This is a genomic window from Marinobacter sp. PE14 (assembly GCF_053566155.1).
On record NZ_JBQXNY010000003.1, the window covers coordinates 559996 to 578605 of the forward strand.

At 57.2% G+C, this 18610-nt stretch carries 18 protein-coding genes and 1 tRNA gene; 8 read left to right on the plus strand and 11 right to left on the minus strand.

Annotation, left to right across the window (positions count from 1 at the left end; all coding sequences use genetic code 11):
- Positions 1-22 precede the first annotated feature (22 nt).
- The 3 genes from ACWJ62_RS13260 to ACWJ62_RS13270 all read right to left on the minus strand — a co-directional run bounded on the left by ACWJ62_RS13260 (position 23) and on the right by ACWJ62_RS13270 (position 4682).
- Positions 23-1660 (minus strand): FecR domain-containing protein, encoded by a 1638-nt coding sequence (locus ACWJ62_RS13260; protein ID WP_449286602.1) that lies wholly within the window; start codon positions 1658-1660, stop codon positions 23-25.
- Positions 1653-2387, minus strand: a complete 735-nt coding sequence (locus tag ACWJ62_RS13265; RefSeq protein WP_449286603.1) for a response regulator transcription factor — start codon at positions 2385-2387, stop codon at positions 1653-1655. Before ACWJ62_RS13265 ends, ACWJ62_RS13260 begins: the two co-directional genes overlap by 8 nt.
- Before the next feature lie 111 nt (positions 2388-2498).
- Positions 2499-4682: a DNA topoisomerase III gene (locus ACWJ62_RS13270; protein ID WP_449286604.1), complete on the minus strand. Its 2184-nt coding sequence runs from the start codon at positions 4680-4682 to the stop codon at positions 2499-2501.
- A 279-nt stretch (positions 4683-4961) separates the two neighbouring features.
- Here ACWJ62_RS13270 and ACWJ62_RS13275 point away from each other — a divergent pair, with 279 nt between their 5' ends.
- Both ACWJ62_RS13275 and ACWJ62_RS13280 read left to right on the plus strand, forming a co-directional pair.
- The gene (locus tag ACWJ62_RS13275; RefSeq protein WP_449286605.1) at positions 4962-5315 is read left to right on the plus strand and encodes a BolA family protein; all 354 of its coding nucleotides are present in this window, start codon (positions 4962-4964) and stop codon (positions 5313-5315) included.
- On the plus strand, positions 5315-5938 hold the full coding sequence (locus ACWJ62_RS13280) for an L-threonylcarbamoyladenylate synthase (RefSeq protein ID WP_449286606.1): 624 nt from the start codon (positions 5315-5317) through the stop codon (positions 5936-5938). Before ACWJ62_RS13275 ends, ACWJ62_RS13280 begins: the two co-directional genes overlap by 1 nt.
- 21 nt (positions 5939-5959) lie before the next feature.
- Here ACWJ62_RS13280 and ACWJ62_RS13285 read toward each other — a convergent pair whose 3' ends face one another.
- Positions 5960-6625 carry a hypothetical protein gene (locus ACWJ62_RS13285; RefSeq protein ID WP_449286607.1) on the minus strand — a complete coding sequence of 222 codons (666 nt, stop codon included), beginning with the start codon at positions 6623-6625 and terminating at the stop codon, positions 5960-5962.
- A 284-nt stretch (positions 6626-6909) separates the two neighbouring features.
- On the opposite strand from ACWJ62_RS13285, the gene ACWJ62_RS13290 reads away from it, so the two are divergent.
- Positions 6910-8532 carry a methyl-accepting chemotaxis protein gene (locus ACWJ62_RS13290; RefSeq protein WP_449286608.1) on the plus strand — a complete coding sequence of 541 codons (1623 nt, stop codon included), beginning with the start codon at positions 6910-6912 and terminating at the stop codon, positions 8530-8532.
- A 100-nt stretch (positions 8533-8632) separates the two neighbouring features.
- On the opposite strand, the gene ACWJ62_RS13295 is transcribed toward ACWJ62_RS13290, so the two are convergent.
- The 3 genes from ACWJ62_RS13295 to ACWJ62_RS13305 form a co-directional block, all read right to left on the minus strand.
- Positions 8633-9211 carry a Tll0287-like domain-containing protein gene (locus tag ACWJ62_RS13295; RefSeq protein ID WP_449286609.1) on the minus strand — a complete coding sequence of 193 codons (579 nt, stop codon included), beginning with the start codon at positions 9209-9211 and terminating at the stop codon, positions 8633-8635.
- A gap of 97 nt (positions 9212-9308) precedes the next feature.
- Positions 9309-9983 (minus strand): spermine/spermidine synthase domain-containing protein, encoded by a 675-nt coding sequence (locus tag ACWJ62_RS13300; RefSeq protein ID WP_449286610.1) that lies wholly within the window; start codon positions 9981-9983, stop codon positions 9309-9311.
- 586 nt (positions 9984-10569) lie between these two features.
- Positions 10570-10773 (minus strand): CsbD family protein, encoded by a 204-nt coding sequence (locus ACWJ62_RS13305; protein ID WP_449286611.1) that lies wholly within the window; start codon positions 10771-10773, stop codon positions 10570-10572.
- 233 nt (positions 10774-11006) lie between these two features.
- Here ACWJ62_RS13305 and ACWJ62_RS13310 point away from each other — a divergent pair, with 233 nt between their 5' ends.
- Together ACWJ62_RS13310 and ACWJ62_RS13315 are read left to right on the plus strand one after the other, a co-directional pair.
- Positions 11007-12296 carry a cation:proton antiporter gene (locus ACWJ62_RS13310; protein ID WP_449286612.1) on the plus strand — a complete coding sequence of 430 codons (1290 nt, stop codon included), beginning with the start codon at positions 11007-11009 and terminating at the stop codon, positions 12294-12296.
- 180 nt (positions 12297-12476) lie between these two features.
- Complete coding sequence (locus ACWJ62_RS13315; protein ID WP_449286613.1) at positions 12477-13025, plus strand: hypothetical protein; 549 nt, start codon at positions 12477-12479, stop codon at positions 13023-13025.
- A 139-nt stretch (positions 13026-13164) separates the two neighbouring features.
- Here the strand turns inward: ACWJ62_RS13315 and ACWJ62_RS13320 are convergent, their stop codons facing one another.
- Complete coding sequence (locus tag ACWJ62_RS13320; RefSeq protein ID WP_449286614.1) at positions 13165-13491, minus strand: hypothetical protein; 327 nt, start codon at positions 13489-13491, stop codon at positions 13165-13167.
- Between the two features lie 3 nt (positions 13492-13494).
- Between ACWJ62_RS13320 and ACWJ62_RS13325 the strand changes: the two genes are divergently transcribed.
- Positions 13495-13626: a hypothetical protein gene (locus ACWJ62_RS13325; RefSeq protein WP_449286615.1), complete on the plus strand. Its 132-nt coding sequence runs from the start codon at positions 13495-13497 to the stop codon at positions 13624-13626.
- 24 nt (positions 13627-13650) lie between these two features.
- Here the strand turns inward: ACWJ62_RS13325 and ACWJ62_RS13330 are convergent.
- Positions 13651-13727, minus strand: a tRNA-Arg gene (locus tag ACWJ62_RS13330).
- A gap of 87 nt (positions 13728-13814) precedes the next feature.
- Here ACWJ62_RS13330 and ACWJ62_RS13335 point away from each other — a divergent pair.
- Both ACWJ62_RS13335 and ACWJ62_RS13340 read left to right on the plus strand, forming a co-directional pair.
- Entirely contained in the window at positions 13815-14522 is a 708-nt protein-coding gene (locus ACWJ62_RS13335; protein ID WP_449286616.1) for a TIGR04283 family arsenosugar biosynthesis glycosyltransferase, read from the plus strand.
- Entirely contained in the window at positions 14509-15141 is a 633-nt protein-coding gene (locus ACWJ62_RS13340) for a TIGR04282 family arsenosugar biosynthesis glycosyltransferase (protein WP_449286617.1), read from the plus strand. The genes ACWJ62_RS13335 and ACWJ62_RS13340 overlap by 14 nt, the downstream gene beginning before the upstream one ends.
- Before the next feature lie 5 nt (positions 15142-15146).
- On the opposite strand, the gene ACWJ62_RS13345 is transcribed toward ACWJ62_RS13340, so the two are convergent.
- Complete coding sequence (locus tag ACWJ62_RS13345) at positions 15147-17969, minus strand: insulinase family protein (RefSeq protein WP_449286661.1); 2823 nt, start codon at positions 17967-17969, stop codon at positions 15147-15149.
- Positions 17970-18033: 64 nt separating this feature from the next.
- Positions 18034-18333 carry a hypothetical protein gene (locus ACWJ62_RS13350; RefSeq protein ID WP_008171428.1) on the minus strand — a complete coding sequence of 100 codons (300 nt, stop codon included), beginning with the start codon at positions 18331-18333 and terminating at the stop codon, positions 18034-18036.
- Positions 18334-18610 lie beyond the last annotated feature (277 nt).

The window sequence follows — 18610 nt, forward strand, 5'->3', positions numbered from 1 at the left end:
TGTGTTTCGGTCGATCAACGGATTATTCCAGGTACAATTCCCTCCCTGGTCCCCAACGGCTTTGCAGTGGACCATCAGAAAGAGCTTTCAGGCGCACAAAATACCGCCTTCCGGGAATAAGACGCAAGGCTGCTGTGGTATCAGGCAGTGTTGCTTCCTTGATGATATTGTTGAAGCTCGGCTCCTCCGAGAGTTGCAATCGGTATTCTGCCGCCGTGTCTACCTTCTGCCAGAACACCCTTACCTGGCTGTCGATGTAGTTCACGCTGATAATCCGAACCGGAGGCAGGCTACCATTGACCACCAGCTCCCGCGGCTGCGTTGTAGCGACTGAATTGCCGCCTGCTTCGGTCACCACGCGCCAGTAATACTTGCCAGGCCCAAGCGGGCGTGAGGGCAGGGCAGCCGTTTCGGGTGCCCACTCGCTGGTGGCGATCAGGTTCCGGAAGTCTTGGTCCTCGGCTATTTCTACGCGAGCCACTTCATTGTCGCCGTTAAGCTGCCAGCGAAACTCGGGCATATCGTCGTTGACGGTGCCACCATCTTCCGGAGAAACAAGACTGGCAGTCCTGGCCTGAAGATCGACTTCCAGCGGGACGACTCGGGGCATTCCCGCAGTGCCGCGAGTATCTAGTGCCGCCAGGTGAACCTCATAGCTGCCATTATCCAGTCGCCCGATATCAAAGCTGTTGCCTGTCAGTTTTCGGCTTTCCACCCAGCGACCGGTGTCGCTTTCGAAGATGTCCACCCGGTGCATGGGAGCGCGACTTTCCTGCCAGGTCATGGTGGTGGGCAGTTGGGTCAGTCTCGGTGGCATTGGATTGAGCGCCGGCGCTGGCGGCAGGCGACGAATGCTCAGGCCGTCATTGTCGGTGGTGGACAGACTGGCTCCGAAACCCGCAGGAATGCGGCGGGTCTTGCCGGGAGCTCCGAAGTCAACGTCACCCTCTGTTACCTGCAGGCGAGTGCCCTCTGCGGATGTCTGGAGTGCAAATGCGGTACCCCTGACAGCGGCGACGGCTGAAGGCGTTTCAATCTCGAATCGGGCGCCTCCCTCCATGACTGGCTTGACCCGGGTGTGGATCTCCCCCCTGTCGAGTCGGAGTCTGGTATCGACCATGCCGGCTTTGCCGTATTGGGTCAGGCGATTGAAGATGAGCCGCGAATTCGGAGAAATCCTTACTTCCGACCCGTCCGCCAGTTCAATAGTGGCGGTTCCGGACGCCGACAGAATTTCATCACCGACGCGAATCAGGGCATCTTCACTCAGGGCCGTTTTCCGACCGGTATTTCCAGAAATCAGCTGAACGGTTCCGGTTACCGAAGTCGCCCGTGCCGGCTGAGGTTGGCGCTTTAGCCAGGCAAGGGGAATTCGCACGCTGTCGCCGGCACCCAGAATGGCGCCGTTGCCAATCTTGTTGTACTGCAGAAGGCGACTCGCGGGATAATTGGGGGCGAGCAGGTCGCTGGCCACTTCCGAAAAACTTTCTCCCGGCCGCAAGGTGTAGATCCACTCGGGCACCGAGTTGGCCGACGAAACGTCGGAATGCCCGGCTGAACCGCGCGTTACCGACAGTTCTGCCGCTGCGGGCGCTGCCCAGACAAGCAGTGAAAGAATCAGCAGCAGTGCCGGTAATCGCGGAGCCGGGCTGTCAGTCATTGGCTGCCCTGGCGGGTTCGTCGACGTCAAAGGCCTGGTCCTGCGCCTTCATGGCCTCCAGGCGGTAGCCCCGCTGGTAAATCGTCTTGATGCGGAAGCCGTTTTCCGGGTTCAGGCCGAGACGACGGCGCAGTCGGCTCATATGCGTATCCACGGTACGGGTATTGATATCCCGCGCCAGACCCCAAACGCGCTCAAGCAGCATTTCCCGAGTCAGCAGCCGGCCCTGGTTCTGGAACAGGAACAGGGTCAGATCGAAATCCTTGTCGGTCAGGGTCAGTTCTTCACCATGGAGTGCAATGACCCTTTGCTGCGTGTTGATTTCGAACGGACCATAGCGAAGCACTTCCTTTTCGCTGTCAGGATTGGAGCGTCTTGCCAAGGCATTGATGCGGGCAACCAATTCCGCTGCACGGGCCGGCTTGGCGAGATAGTCGTCGGCACCGGCATCCAGAGCCCGAACTATGTCTGCCTCGCTGTCCCGCTGGGTGAGAAACACCACTGGAATCGGCCAGTTCAGCTGGGCGCGAACGCTCTCGAGGACGTCTATGCCGGTCATGTCCGGAATCTGCCAGTCCAGAATAAGCAGGTCGTAGCTGCGATGCAGCACCGCGCTCAGGAAATTTTGGCCGGTAGGGAAGCTGTCGCAGTGATGCCCGCGTTCAGACAGAATCGACTGGATGTGCTGTGCCTGTTCGGTTTCATCTTCAAGCAAAGCAATACGCATTAAGCCTCTCCCGGAGTGTCGCTCTCTTGCCTGGTATCGAGCAGAGCTTTCGATGGACTACTCTGCTATATCAACCAATTATCACAAAATGTGGATCTGCGTTCAGTATCGTTATGTAGACTTGCGTAAACGGACTGCAGGCTTTCCGTTGTCGTCGTCCAGTGTTTGTCGGCAGCCGGGGAAATTACTGCAGCCCCAGAACCAGCCTTTTTTGCCTTTTCGTCGCACCAGGGGCGAGAAACAGTGGGGGCATGGAATGGGTTTCTGGCCAGTACCATCCTGAGGCGTGGCTTCTTCCAGCGGTCGAGTGCCCCGGCAATCCGGATAGCGGGTGCAGGCAAAAAATCGGCCGAATTTGCCATCTCGCTCCAGCATCGGGGCGCGACATTTGGGGCAGTGGGGCTGTGCCTCTGTCGAGGTCGTGCCGGCACGCTCCGAGTCGACGGTCGGGCGGCCCTGGGGCTTGTCCAGAAAGCCGCGGATCTCTTCTTTGAGGGTGTCCAGAAACTTCCTCGGATCGCCCTCGCCACGGCGAATGCTCTCCAGATTGGCTTCCCAGACGGCCGTGCGATCCGGCTTGCTCACCGATTCGGGCAGAGCACTGATCAACGCCTTGGCTTTGTCGGTGGCGCGGATATGTCGGCTGTCGCGGTACAGATAATCCCGCTTGAACAGGGTGTCGATGATGGCCGCGCGGGTCGCCTCGGTGCCCAGGCCATCGGTTTCGCGCAGGGTTTTTCGAAGTTCGGTATCGGTTACAAAGCGGGCAATATTGGTCATCGCCGAGAGCAGGGTCGCATCGGTGAAATGCTGGGGCGGCTGGGTTTTCCGCTCGGTAAGGCTGCTCTCTTCGCAGAATACCGGTTCACCTTTTTCCAGCCTCGGCAGAGGTGTCTTGTCCGGCTCGTTGCGTCCTTCCCGGAGTTTAAGTTCCAGCGTTTTCCAGCCAGGCACCAGGATGGCGGTTTCCGTCGCGCGGAACTGGTGCTCTGACACTCGTACCGTCAGTTTGCCTTCCCGGTGGACGGCATCTGGTGCGAACTGCATCAGGTAGTAGCGGCTGATCAGGCCGTAGATCTTTTCTTCCGCTGCGCTGAGTTTGCCGTTGGGCGTGGGGCGGCTGGTTGGGATAATGGCGTGGTGAGCGTCGACTTGTTTGTCGTTCCACGCGGCAGTCCTGCGGTCGAGGTCTGCACCGTTGCAGGCTTCCTCCAGATCCGGTACCACTCGTGCAATGGCCCTTATCACCTGCTCCCGCTGGCTATAGTGGCCTTCCGGTAAGTACCGGCAATCGGACCGCGGGTAGGTGATGAGCTGGTGCCGCTCGTAAAGGCTCTGGGCGGTATCCAATACTTCTTTGGCGCCCATCCTGAACAGCCGGCCTGCTTCAATCTGGAGGGCCGACAGGGAAAACGGCAGCGGCGGAGCTTCCGATCGATCCCGAAAGCGGGACTCGGTGATGGTGCCGGGTCGGTTTCGAACGCTGTCGGCAATCTGTTCAGCGATTTCCCGGTTCAGCAGGCGGTTCTCTTCATCCAGGTAATCCTGGAACTGCTCGTTGGGCTGCCACCGGGCGGTGAAGGTTTGCTGGTCAGCCTCTTCCTCCTGGGCCCTGAACCTTGCTTCAATGCGGTAATAGGGCTTGGGCTGGAAGTGTTCGATGGTGTTGTCACGTTCGACGACAAGGCCAAGCACCGGGGTTTGTACCCGGCCAACGGAATAGACCCCCTGTTCACCCTGCTTCTGATAGCTGAGTGTATAAAATCTGCTCAGGTTGATGCCATAGAGCCAGTCAGCCCTTTGCCGGGCGAGGGCGGAATGGGACAAGCGGCGAAATTCCCGATTGTCCTTCGGGCTCTGGATGGCCCGGGCCACGGCTGCTGGGGTCAAATCGTTGATCAGTATCCGTTGCACCGGTGCGCTGGCGTCGAAATAGCGGATAACTTCGTCCACCAGCAACTGGCCTTCCCGATCCGGGTCGCCGGCATGAATAATGGTCTGGGCCTGGCGAATCAGGGATTCCAGCACCTTTAATTGCTGCTGCACGCTGTCCTTGGGCATGACTTCCCATTTGTCGGGAAAGATCGGCAGGTCTTCCAGGCGCCATTTCTTCCACGCGGGGTTATAGCGTGCGGGTTCTGCAGGTTCGAGAAGGTGGCCGATGCACCAGCTTACGGTGGCAGCGTTTTCGCCATTGCCACAGCGTATCCAGCCCTGGCCTTTCTGGTGAGGGCCGGGTAGGGCGGCAGCGATGGCGCGGCCGAGGCTTGGTTTTTCGGCGATGTACAGGTGCATGGGGTTTCGGGTGTTTTGGAATCGGGATGGGAATGTGGCGCTTTGGCTTTATGGTGTCAAGGCTCTCGGGTGTGTCCTGTATGTGTAGTAGACTGGGGGTGTTGGTGGAGGCGGCTGTGAAGATGGCTTTCCCAAAAGACGCCGTGAACCCATCCCTGGGGGCTTGGTGTTGCCATCCATGGCAACACACACTTTTGGGAAAGCCATCTCCACACCCGCTTTCGACCGTTTGCCATTCGCCCTTTTCTATCACGGGTTGAGCAGTAGGAGTCTCGAAACATGAAAATCCAGAATACAATTGAAACCAAACTGAACGACGCCTTCGAGGCGCGTGTGCTTCAGGTGGAGAACGAGAGCCACAAGCACAGTGTGCCGCCTAATTCTGAAACTCATTTCAAGGTGACCCTGGTGTCGCCGGAGTTTGAGGGGCAGATGAGGGTGCGGAGGCATCAGGCGATCTACAAGGTGCTTGCCGAGGAACTGGCGGGCCCGGTTCATGCGCTGGCGTTGCATCTATATTCACCGGAAGAGTGGGAGGCGACCGGTCAGTCGGCGCCGGAGTCTCCGAATTGTATGGGCGGGTCGAAGAAAGATCCGGCGATGGCGACGCGGACCGCACAGGGAGAGGGTTAATGAGTCAGTTTTTCCAGATTCATCCGGAGACGCCGCAGAAGCGTCTGATCAATCAGGCGGTGGACATCCTGCGTCGTGGCGGGGTAATCGTGTATCCCACGGATTCAGCCTATGCCATTGGCTGTCACCTGGGTGACAAGCAGGCGGCGGATCGGATCAAGCGGATTCGCCGTCTGGATGACAAGCATAATTTTACGCTGGTGTGCCGGGATCTTTCGGACATCGGGGTCTATGCCAAGGTGGATAACACCCAGTACCGGTTGCTGAAGAATTTCACTCCCGGGCCCTACACCTTCATTCTGGATGCCACCAGTGAAGTGCCCCGGCGACTGCTTCATCCCAAGCGCCGGTCAGTGGGCGTCCGTGTGCCTGATAATGCCATTGTCCAGGAGCTGTTGGGCGAGCTTGGTGAGCCAATCATGAGTAGCACCCTGATTCTGCCGGGCGAGACCGATCCAATGACAGACCCCTATGAAATCCGGGAAACCCTGGAGCATGAGCTGGATCTGATTATCGACGGGGGATTCTGCGGTATGGAGGCTACCACGGTCGTGGACTTTACCGGCGAGGCTCCGATAGTTACCCGTGTCGGCAAAGGAGATCCGGCACCGTTCGAGGTCTGATTATCCTGATCCGTCCTTTCGTTACGCCCGGGCGTTCAGATTGAAGGCGTACGCCCGGCTGTTTCCCGCAGCTTCCAATTGCTCGGCACTGACCGAGCGGCGCATGGTGTCGTAACGGTGCACCAGGTCCTGCAGGCCATTGAATTGCTGGTTCTCGCTGATCAGTGTGTCCAGTAGCGGGTTATTCACCCCGTACGCCTGGTTCAGCTTGAGCGCATTGTCCATAAAGTGCAGCGTTGGCTCGTTAACGCTGAGGCGATTGAACGCTTCCTTGAAGTTTTTGTTTACGTTCAGGTCTTTTTCAATCTGGATGCGTGTGTTGTCGGCGATTTTCCCTTCTACCGCAACGCTGCCATTTTCAGTTTTGCTCACATTTAATGCGGTTGCCGGGTGCAGGTTGTATTCGGCAAGTTTGTGCCGCAGTGTTTCTCGAACGAAGGCAAGATCCTGCCCCACAGTTTGTTTGTAGTCGGTCATGGCCAGTCGGCGGGCTTTCAGCCGTGAGAGGTCAGACTGGTTGTTCTCCGAGGGTGTAAAGCGGTCATCGCCAGGTGTCGGCTCGGTTTCCATGGCCTTTGCCTGTGCTTTGCCAGGCGCGGCTTCCGGCCCTGTTGAGGGCGTCTGGCGCCTTTCCATGGCCTGCTGGAACTGGGTGCTCGCCCGGATCAGAGAGGTCAGTAGGGACATGGATGGGTTTCCTCCTTCGGTCAACCGGAGTGCGGTTTCCGAACAGTCAGCGTTGGGAATCACGAATGCTTGTCATCATGCTGTGCAGCTTTCAGGCCAACTCCATAGAGTCCCAGGCTGAGGGCTCCCTCCATCCTTTGTGTGCAAACGACTTTTCCCGGATCTGATCTGGGTCAGGAAATAATTGACGCATATCTATAAAGTTTGGCGACAGTTAGTTGTCATCACGAAACGTCAAAACAACGTCCTGGCCGCATGCCGCGCGGCCTCTGTGTCGGGTTTCCATGAAAAAACAGTATTCCATCCGCTTTCTCTTACTTGCCGCTTTGGCGGCTGCCTTCTCCCTGGTGCTCGTGTTTACCGTAATCTACAGTGCGGACTCGCAGCGTGATCATCTCGAAGAGTTCAGTCACAAATACGTGGACGGACTGGCGAAATCCTATTTTGATGGGCTGAACACCATGATGGTCACCGGCACCATCGGTAACCGGGACGTGCTCCGGAAAAAGGTGATGGCGTCTGAAGACGTGCTGGACGTGCGGGTGATTCGCAGTGACCATTTGAACCGGATCTTCGGCAGCGGCAACGAGTCGGAACAGAAGCGAGAACCATTGGACAAGAAAGCGCTTGCCGGTGAGCGGGTGGAATCCTATTCCAGCAATGAGGACGGGCGAGTCTACACACTGATCGAGCCCGTGATCGCGATGGAAAACTATCAGGGCGTCAACTGTCTTGGCTGTCATCAGGCTAATGAGGGTGACGTTCTTGGTGCCATTCGGGTGGACTATTCCATGGCTGACAGCGATGCCCGTTTGCAGCAGCTGCTGACCAGTGGCGGCATTCAGGTAGCCATCTTTGCTGCAGTGTTTTTCCTGACCGCCGCCGCTTTGAGTCGACTGGTGTTTTCCCGTTTGCGGCGACTCCACGACCGTATGGACGAGATTTCCAGCAATTCTGACCTGACCATTGAGCTTGAGGTTACCCGCAACGACGAGATCGGTTCGGTCTCCCGGGCTTTCAACCGGATGATGGCGAAGATACGGGAGAGCATGAATACCGTCATGGACAATGCCGAACAGGTTGAACGAGCGGCCAGGAGCATTGCGGGGAAAGCTGACACTACAGAGAGGGAAGTGCTTGCCCAGAGGGATAATACCGATCAGGTGGCCAGCGCCACTACCGAGATGGCCGCATCTGCGGTTCAGGTCCGGGAAAACGCCATTCATACCACCCGCAAATCCGCAGATACTGCGGAATCCGCCAGCAAGGGTGAGAGTCTTGCCCGGAATGCGGTAAAAGGCATCGAGGCATTGAACACCGAGGTCCAGAGTGGCGCAAAACGCATTGAGCAGCTTGATCAACGTACCAGCCAGATGACGGATATGCTGGAGGTAATCTCCAATATCGCTGACCAGACCAACCTGCTTGCGCTCAACGCCGCCATCGAGGCGGCCCGTGCCGGAGAGCAGGGGCGCGGTTTTTCTGTGGTGGCCGATGAGGTACGTGCGCTGGCGTCGAGAACCCAGGATTCAACGGAGGAAATCCGGAACACCATCAACGGACTGAAGGGAGAGGTTGTCGATTGTGTGGCTACCATGCGTCACGCCTCTGAGATGGCAGAGCATCAGGTTTCAGCCATTCTGACCGTAGAGTCTGAGCTGCAAACCATTGCCTCTGCTGTGCGGGAGATCACCAACCTCAATCAGGAAATGGAGAGCGCTGCCAACGAGCAGAGCGATGTCTCCGAATCCATTAATCACAACGTGATTGAAATCAGTCGCTCGGCCGAGCAGACCTCCGGGGATGCCAAGGAGACAGCGAGAATCGCCGGCGACCTGCTGGCCATGGCCGAGAATCTCAGGAAAACCATCGAACAGTTTCGGCTGAATCAGGAAAGCCGCCTTTAAAAGGGCGGCGCGGGGCTGGCAATAGGCTCAGCCCCGGTGTGTGGTCGAGGCAGTGAAGCACTTTCTGGGTCTGATCGCCTACGGTGGCCTGCTGCTCTGGTCAGTTTACTGGAACTTGCCGCGTAACAACGAACGCGCCCCGCAAATCGCCCTCAGAGAAGCCGGTCGCCTTGTCTTCAGGATAGAGTTCAGTCAGTTTTGCCTTCACCTCCGGGGCAATGGACTTACCGTGACAGCCGAGGCAAAGCTTCTGTGTTGGGATGGCGCTCATATACTGGAATGCCGGCTGCCCGGACGCTTCGGAGACCTGCCAGACCTCTACCGGTTTTCCGTCCCTGACCGGCTGTTTGTCCATGGCCAGCAGTTGGATCTCCTGCCAGTCGGTTGGGGTGTTTTCCGGGTTCCGGACTTTCAGACTGGTCCGACTGATGGCCCAGCCGCCGCTGCTGTTGTTCCTGGCGATTTCCGGTGCCACAGTCTTGCAAACACCAATACCGTTGGTGAGGCCGCCTTCTTTGATGGCCGCCTGGAGCGCCTGCTTCAGTGAGCCGCCGAAGCTTTTTACCAGGGAACGTGCTTCGGCAACCATTGCTTCCGGGCTATCTGCTTGGGGTTGCGCTAGCAGTGGCATGGAAAGCAAGGAGCATAGCAAGGCTGTTGTGATGATCGGTTTGGTCATTGAATCTCTCCCGGGCTTCTTGGCTTTGGAATAAGTATATAACAAACAAATAGTCCCAAATTGAGCCAGGACAGATTCCGGTAGAGCCGATTAATGATTACCACGCCAGCCAGATAACGTGGCGGGCACCCTTGCCGGGTCGCAAGGCCCTCACCGTGACGGGCTCAACAGAAAATCCTGCCCGTCGCAGCCTCTCGGTGAAGGAATGCTCCTGGCCGGCAGACCAGTAGGCGAGGATCCCGTCAGGTCGCAGGGCTTTCTGGGCGGCCGCAATGCCATCCGGTGAGTAGATCCAGTTGTTTTCTTTGCGAGTTAGTCCTTCCGGACCGTTGTCGACATCGAGAAGAATGGCATCCCATTCGCCCTCGCCGTTTCTGAGTAATTCGGCCACATCACCAATGTGAACCCGAGCTCTCGGGTCGTTCAGCGGGTTGCCCGCCGCAGCGCCCAGCGGCCCGCGATTCCAGGCTTCTACTTCGGGAACCAGCTCGGCTACCGTCACCTGCGCATCGTCGCCCAGAGCGGCCAGCGCTGCTGCCAGCGTGAACCCCATGCCCAGGCCGCCGATAAGAACTCGGGGAGCAGGCTGATCGGCAATCCGTTCGCACGCGAGGGTGGCAAGAGCGTCCTCCGAGCCGTGGATCCGGCTGTTCATCAATTCTCCGGTGGTGCCGGCAATTTTGATGGAAAACTCATCATTTCGCTGCAAAAGACGTAATCGGGTTCCCTTGCCTGGGATCGTTGCGGTTCCGATTTCGGTAAAACGGGCCATTGAAAAGTCCTGATGTCGGTAAGGAGGGGCAGTTTAGCCCGCCTGAAGCCCGGTGAATATCAGAGACAAAGGGTGGGGATTGAGAGAGGGGCACCATCAGCATCATTTCTTTAGTGCGAGCGTTTCGGAAACTCGTTCGCGCAGATTTCAAGCCAGGCTCCTGCCTGGCCTGTTCCGGGATGAACCGCTGGCTTCTGATTGCCCAATCCGCCCCAGCTTAGCGAAAGCCGAGGAAAGAAAGAATGGCCAGAACGATAACGACTGCACCGACGATATAAACAATGTTGTTCATGATTGATCACCTTTCTGAGAAACCGCAACTCTGGTTGCGCCGCGTTCCCTGCGGCGGATGATGCAACTACCTTGTATTGGCTGGTCCATCGCCACATCAAGGTTTAGATTAGGATGAGAGGCGTTGCCTGGTCTGTACGCTGGCCCGCAGAGCGCAGAAAAATAACGAAGCGTTGGGCTTTACTTTAGTTTTTCTGTCGACCGATTCTGCGCCTTCGATGTAAAGAGGTTGATAGCTCAAACACTGCCTGCGAAAACGCCAGCAGGCAGCTCAGTCAAGGCACTACGGGTCATATCAGCGTTTGGAGATTTTTTCGAAGTCTTTGATTTGCTTGTCCGCTTCGTCTCTGGTGACGCCATAAGCTTGCTGAATTTCGCCGGCCAGTTGTTCGCGCCTGCCAGCAATCTCGTCAAGGCGGTCATCCGTCAGCTTGCCCCACTGCTCTTTCACTTTACCTTTCAGTTCTTTCCAGTTGCCTTCAATGGTGTCCTTGTTCATTTCAGCTCCTTCGGCCCTGTGGCCAGATAATGCGTTCATCGAACGGAGGCCCGCGTTGAATCAGAAGCTTCGCCTACGTCGCACCATCTTCCCTTCAAGCAGGGGCAGTGTCTGTGCGTTAACAAACAGAGTGCTGCTGAGGTGGGTTAGCGCACAGAAGCCGCTCTGCTCTCTCGATAACTTGAGGAACACGAACAGGCATCTGCCAGCTTCATGAATCTGGGGAGATAACTTTGACCAACGCCGTCTGGTTTGTCGTGATCGGAACCTTATTGATCCTGATGGGGGTTCGCTCGCCGGTGCTTAAGCGTTTGAATCTGACATCGTCCATGGTTTATTTGAGTGTAGGTGTGCTCCTGGGCCCCTCGGTTTTCGGTGTATTTCACTTTAACCCGCTGAAACAGGCACATTTGCTGGAAGTGCTTGCAGAGCTTGCGGTGTTGTTGTCGTTGTTTGTCGCCGGTACGAAGATGCCGGTGCCGTTCAGATGGAGTGCATGGCATGTACCTCTGCGTCTGGCTTTTGTCTCTATGACCGTCAGTGTCGCGTTTACGGCAGCCTTTGGTTACTACCTGCTTGGACTTCCCCTTGGGGCGGCGATTCTGCTGGGAGGCATACTGGCGCCTACCGACCCGGTGTTGGCAACGGATGTCCAGGTACGGCACATGGGGGATACCGATCCCCTGCGATTTACTCTGACGAGTGAAGCGGGCATGAACGATGGCAGTGCGTTTCCGTTTGTAATGTTGGGGCTCTTGTTGCTCGGCGCTCCGATCAGTGACGAATTGCTTGGAAGCTGGGTTCTTAAGGACGTCTTTTGGTCAACGGTATCGGCCATCGTGGTCGGGCTTGTGACAGGGCGGCTGCTGGCTCAACTTGTACGAGGGCAGCGATCCCACGAGAGAACGGCCCCGTTGTTGGACGATTTCCTCGGCCTTGGCCTTATCGGCCTGACCTATGGCGTATGCCTGCTGATCGATGCCTGGGGGTTTCTGGGTGTGTTTGTTACGGCCATTTCGCTGCGGCAATCCGAAATAACGCTGGCCCGGGATGAAAAATCTTACCAGCGCCAGGATGCGTCTTCAGCCTCTTTCCATCAGCCGCACGAAAATAGCCCCCATCTTGCCAGCCAGGTGTCTCAAGGTTCGTTGATGTTCAAGGAGCCCCTTGAACGCTTGTCCGAACTGGTACTGGTGGTGCTGTTGGGCGGTATGTTGTTTGCCGACTCCTGGAGCCTCCGTGCTGTTGGTCTGGGGTTATTCCTTTTTCTGGTTGTTCGACCGGTAAGCGTATTTCTTGGTTTGCTTGGCTCTGGCGCATCTTGGCGGCTGCAGATGCTGGTGGGCTGGTTTGGAGTTCGGGGAATCGGTTCTCTCTACTATCTGATGTTCGCCGTTGTTTTCGGCCTGCCGGAAGAGCTGGCGTTGGAGCTTATCCATATCACGCTGGTGGTAGTCGTACTTTCGATAATCATTCACGGACTGACCGTCAAACCGATGATGACCCGGTGGTGGGATCCCTGAAATTCTTTCTTCGCCCTGTGTGTGCTTACGAACAGACAGCGCAGTTGTCCAAACCTGACTCTGGGAAGCTGTGGTTGCAGCGAATCGACGTTTCACCATTCGCTGCGCCACAACCCGCGTCCGATTTTCATTGGCGCATTATGGAAATGCAATCTGAGTAATGTAAGCAAGGAGCTTCTCATGATCAGAATCAAGACTGCTGCGATCACTTTATGTCTTCTGGGTGCCTTGCCTCTGGGGGTATCTGCACAATCCGCCGAGTTTGGCCCGCGCGAGGGCGACCGTGAATTCTCCCTCTCCGGAACAGGCAGTAACGACCGGGACTTTAACAGCGGGAGCTTCGGTGTAACCGGTGACCTGGGCTGGTATCTGCGTAAGAATCTCGTGGCCGGTATTCGCCAGAGTCTCAATTACGCCGATATTGAAGGCGAGGGCGTCAATGATGATTTCTGGAACGGCTCAACCCGGGGTTACCTTGACTATCAGTTCCTTGACGATCGAGCGCGACCCTTTGTTGGTGCGAGTCTGGGCGGCATTTACGGTGATGGTGTCAAGGACAGCGCCTTTGCCGGCCTTGAAGCTGGGTTAAAGTACTATGTGCAGACCAAGACCTATTTCCTGGCGCGCGCCGAGTACCAGTTCCTGTTCAGCGACACCAACGATGCCACGGATGCGTTTCAGGATGACGGCATCTGGGCCTATACCGTGGGTCTGGGTTATAACTTCTGAACCCAATTACAACGCTGATTTGGTAAGACCTGGGTCAGTGTCGTCGGCCAGTTAATGGTCGCTGGCCCGAATTTGTTACCGAACCGAGCGAGGCTTAGTGCTGACCTTAATCGGTGGGAAGGATTTTCTTATTAAGAAATTAGCTGGCATCCTTACGATTGCGGCGGCAGTTGGCGTCTCCGGACTTGCCAACGCGACCTTTATAGACGTTGTAGCCAGCCCGAGAGGGGCGTAAGTGCCCATCCCGGATGACAATAGTCATGCTATTCGCGCTAGAGCAGCTCATGTCTCGCTCGCGGCGATGCGGTGTTAGCAACAGATACCGGGGCGAATAACCTATATGAAAACGGCGGCTGAGATCCTGACCGGCTTCAGCCGCAAGGAAGCGTAGGGCCGTCCATTGGAAACGGTTTTCCGGGTAATTGACGTAACCACCCGACTCAAGAGGGCCAATCTGGCGCATCATGTCATGGAAACCCGCACACCCGTCGGGCTGCACAACAGAGCCCTGCTGAAAGCACGGGGCGGCGGTGGACTGGCTATCGAAGATGCCGCCGATTTGTATTACAGCTATGCGGGAATAGGACAGGTAAGGTTCTGAAGTTAGAGATTATATGTTCGGGTATGGTACCCCCGGCAGGACTCGAACCTGCTACCTTCCCCTTAGGAGGGGGACGCTCTATCCAGATGAGCTACGGGGGCATTATCGCGAGAAGGGCGGTATGATAGCGGGCTAAGCCCTGAGGCTCAAGGTTCGGCCCGGTTTCAGAGAATGCCACGGAGTGTGTTTTGCCAGATCCTTTCTCGCTAAGCGTGATTGTTCCTGTTTGGATGGAAGCGGCGGGTGTAACCGACACCCTGCGCACCCTGCAACCGATTCGAAACCGGGGGCATGAGGTGGTTGTCGTTGATGGCGGCAGCACCGATCGAACTGTTGAGCTGGCCCGGCCGCTTTGCGACAGAGTGGTTGAGTCAGAGAGGGGCCGGGCGCTTCAGATGAACGCCGGCGCGGCAATGGCAAAGGGCGATCTACTGTTGTTTCTGCACGCAGATACGCGCCTGCCGGAAGAAGCTCTGGAGCATCTCGCAAGTTTCGTCCATTCCCGCCGCGCCTGGGGGCGGTTCGATGTGCGGCTGAGTGGTGAGCGGCCGCTGTTCCGGGTTATTGCCTGGTTCATGAATCAGCGCTCGCGTCTGTCAGGCATCTGCACCGGTGATCAGGCTATCTTCGTGCGGCGAGGCGCTTTCGAGGCCCTGGGTGGCTTTCACCCGATGCCGCTCATGGAAGATGTCGAATTTTCACGCCGTCTTTGCCTGGTGTCCCGTCCTTTCTGTATAAAAGAGCCAGTTGTTACCGATAGCCGCCGTTGGCAGAAACACGGTGCCTGGCGAACAATTTTTCTGATGTGGCAGCTGCGCTGGCGGTATTGGCGTGGTGAATCGCCGGAGTCTCTGGCCCAAATTTACCGATCGGATGTGCGCAATGCCTCAAAGTAATCCTCCTTCGGCGGTTTTTCTCCAGTTTGCCAAATGGCCGGAAGCCGGACGGGTTAAAACCCGGTTGATGCCCGAGTTGGGCGCGGTGGGGGCTCTCGAAGCCCATGTTCGGCTCACGCTGGCCGTGCTGGATAACCTGTGTGCGACCGGCTATCCGGTGGAATTCTGGTGGGATCGACCAGTGGACGACCGGCCTGGCGAGGCGGCCTCTATCATTGAAGAGCTTGATGCCGCCGGCCTGGTCCAAGGCGTTCAGGAGGGCAGCGCACTGGGGCAGCGGATGTATCGTGCGTTGAGCCAGTCCCTTATGGACTATGACCGGGCATTGGTGGTGGGCAGTGATTGCCCCTCGGTCGATCCGGATTATGCCCGTAACGCCGTCGCACGCTTGAAGGACTATGACGTTGTACTCGGGCCCTCAGACGATGGCGGTTATGTCCTGATTGGAGTCTCCCGAGTGGCTGAGGGAATGCTGGATGACATTGCCTGGGGCACGCCGGAGGTTCTGGCCCAGACCTGTGATCGCCTGAAAGCATCGGGGCTCAGCTATTGTTTGCTGGAGCCCCGCTGGGATGTCGACGAGCCCGAGGACTGGGCCCGCTTTCTGCGCTCTGTTTGATACTTCTAGCTGGCGGGTACCGGCGGCAGCTCGGTGAGCCTGCCTAGCGCCCGGTTTGCCTCCAGACCATCTCCACCTGTGACCACCTCTAGTGCCTGCTTTCGCTCCAGGACGGCCTTTCTGAAGGTTTCCAGCAATTGCGGTTTCCCGACCTGTTTGATGGCGCTGGCCAGCTGCTGGCGGGAGTCAAACGTGTCCATGCTCCGATCAATCTCACGCCAGTAGCGGCTGGAAATCTCGCCCAGTTGCCGGTCCCGCTCGAGTAGTTTGCTGATAACGGCCTGCTTCTCCCGATCAAGGCGTTCCGCTGTCAAAGCGGAGAGGGTTTCCTCAAAGCTGTTGGAGAATTCCTGAACCGCCTGGTCAATCTCTGCTTGGGAAGCGGAAGGTGACTGCACAACAAACCCCAGGGCCGGTGTTTCAAGCATTTCAAAAGGCGTCGCGTAAACGATGTAGCCCATCTGGCGGTTGGTTCGGATCTCCTCGTAGAACGGGCTGCTGATAATCTGTGCTAGCAGCCGGAAACGGGCCCGTTCCTCAAAGCTGGTGTTGTCTCCCTGCATGTAGAGGGTATAGCCCGTGTCCGGATGGTCGACGTCGATGGAGACGAGGGTTTCATTATCCGGCAGCTGGCGCACCTGGCTGCGTGCTACCCGGACCAGCTCGCTGTTGCCCAGAACAATGGCGTCAATTTGCCGCGCGAGGTTAAGAGCCGAGGCCTCGGTGAGGTTTCCGTGCGCCAGCATAACCGGGTCAACCTGTGACAGCAGGGCTTCAGAAAAGGATTGCAGCTCTTCGAAGCTAACTTCCCGGGCGGCTCTCAGCTTGGCGTCGGTGGGCCAGGCGCCTTCGATGAGGGACGTCTGGATAAATTCAGAGGTCTGTTCGACGGGGCGATCCTTGGCCTTATTCTGCAGGCCGTCAATCAGCTGCTGCCGGGCGATCTCGAAACGTTGCTCGGTCAGCTCCGGTGCAGCCACCTGGAGCAGAATCCGGTTCATCAGGGTATGGAGTTTGTCGTTGTAACCGCCGACCCGGACCGTGATACCCCTGAGATGCGGGTAGACGCTGTAATCCAGGCCCGCAAGACTGGCGGAGTAAGCCCAGGCGTTCAGATTGGTATTGATGGCGTCCACCAGCAGCTGAGTGAGCACGTAGCTGCGTGCCGAGGCTCGGGCGGCAGGCGTACGAAGGCCCACAAACACGTTGGCTTTCGGGGTATCAAACCGGGTATCCCGGGCAAACCAGACATCCATTCCCTCGATGGTTGCCAGTTGTGTCGGCTGCGCCATGGTTTTTCCGGGCACCATCGCCAGATCTTCCGGCACAAATGGATTCTCCGGCGGCAGACGCAACTGGGCAGCGAGTTCTGGCAGGCTCTGGGTCTTCAGCGTTGCCGGGTCGAGTGCTTCCCGGGTCCAGGCCGCTTCGTACCAGTCGGTTCGGTTCGGATTTTCAAGTTCAGGCTGCGGTGCCAGAACAAAAGCAAGGAGGTCGTCCGGCGTCAGCCTGTCCAGAATGTCGCGGTACTGTTCCGGCGCGAAGCGCTCAACCAGCCAGGGCGCCCGCAAAACGTCTTCGGCGGGATAGTCCTGGAGGTAACGAGAAAGGCGCATGGCCTCGTGCAGGGGGTTACCCTGTTCGCGGAATCGAAAATCGATGCGAGCCAGGTTCTGCATTTCCAGGAAACGTTGCTCGCTGATACCTTTCTGGCGAATTTTTTCGATGTAATCGAATACCAGCGGCAGGATGTCCTCATGGCGAGCCAGTCCTTCCGGTGTCAGGGAAATGCTGATTTCGAGGGTGGCGTTCTCTCCGGTGTCCATGCCCAGGCCTGCGGACAGGCTTTCCGCAAGCCCCGCCCGTTTCAGAACATCGAACAGGCTGCCCGGGCCCTCGTGGCCGAGCAGGTTGGCCACGTAGCTGGCGGGCTTGGTGCGGTAGTTCTCTTCCTGGGACGGAATGGGGAAGGTGAGTGAAAGGCTTCGAACGTCCTTGAGTGCTTCTGCTGTTACCTTGGCTGGCAGCTCATCTGAGCGGTACAGGCTGGCCACGTGACGCTTGGTCTCAAGGTTGCGGTTTTCAATGGTATCGAACCGCCCTCGCACCATGGATTCCAGCTCGTCCAGGGTTTGGGGCCCGTAAACCGCTAGGCTCATGATGTTGGAGGAGTAATGCTGCTGCCAGAACTCGATCAGGTCCGGTCGAAGGGGATTTGCTTCCGTATTCTCAAGGGTGGTCAGGTTTCCGACGGCAAAGTGACTGAAGGCGTGATCCGGATTGCTGACGGCCTTCTGGACGGAATAGAAGCGTCGACCATCGTCTTTCTGTTTGGCGCTGAACTCCGAGTGCACAGCGTTGCGCTCACGATCCACCAGTTCTGCGGTGAACAGTGGTGCAGAAAATTGCTGGGCGAACCGATCCAGTGCCGGTTCCAGGAATTCGGCCTGAACGTCGAAGAAATAATTCGTGTCCTGGAACGCGGTGAAAGCATTGTGCTGGCCGCCGTGGCTCTTGATGAACTGCTGGTACTCGCCCGGATCGGGGTATTTCTCGGTCCCGAGGAACAGCATGTGCTCGAGGAAGTGGGAGAGGCCTTCCCGCTCCGCCGGATCATCTCCGCTACCAACAGCAACGTTCATTGAGGCCGCCGCTTTGTCAGCATCCTCATCAGACACCAGAATGACCTTCAGGCCGTTGTCCAGTTCGATGAACCGGTACTGGTTGTCGTCATTGGGGCTCTTCTCCGGAATCTGCGCTGCAAGAGCAAGGGTGCTGAACAGCAAAAGTATGAGCAGGGAAAACAGGCGTGAGATCGGGTTCTGCATGGAGTTCTTCCTGACGGTACGTGTGTTCATAGGCCCTCTGGGATCCGGAGAAGAGGTTTGCGAATCAGTGCATCAGCGCGTTGCGGGTGCTTTCAGGCTGCTGGTCAAGTGTTTTACGTGCCAGGTCGGCGGCTTTCTCACTGTCCAGCTGGCCCGAGGCAATACGCTCGAGAACCGTGGCCATGATGGCGACGGACTGGCGATAATCTGCGAACTCGGCCTGGAAGGCCTTGTCGATGGCCTCGTAGACCGCCTGAATTTTCTCTTCCCGTGAACCAGCGTTATCGGCTGTGTCGTTGATGGCCTTCAGGCAGGCCCGGGCAATCGAAATGTAGCGTTCCGCGTTGGGATTGTCTTTCTGCATAGTAGGGGTTCCGGAGGTCGGTGTTCCTGTGAAAACAAGAGATGCCAAAAGGCTCGATAAGTTCCCGATTATGTCATTGCTGGCGGGCGCTTTCATTGCATTGTGGTAATCCGGAAATTGAGCATGCACGGGGCAATTCCTGTGCTAGTCTCAAAAACATTGTGTCGACGAACCGGACAGGCATGTCCCGCTTGTCGGGTCAGAAATTTAGAGTAATAGCTCTATACAAAACAAAGGCTTACAGAGTAAAAGCTCTAAAAAAGTTCGATACATGAAG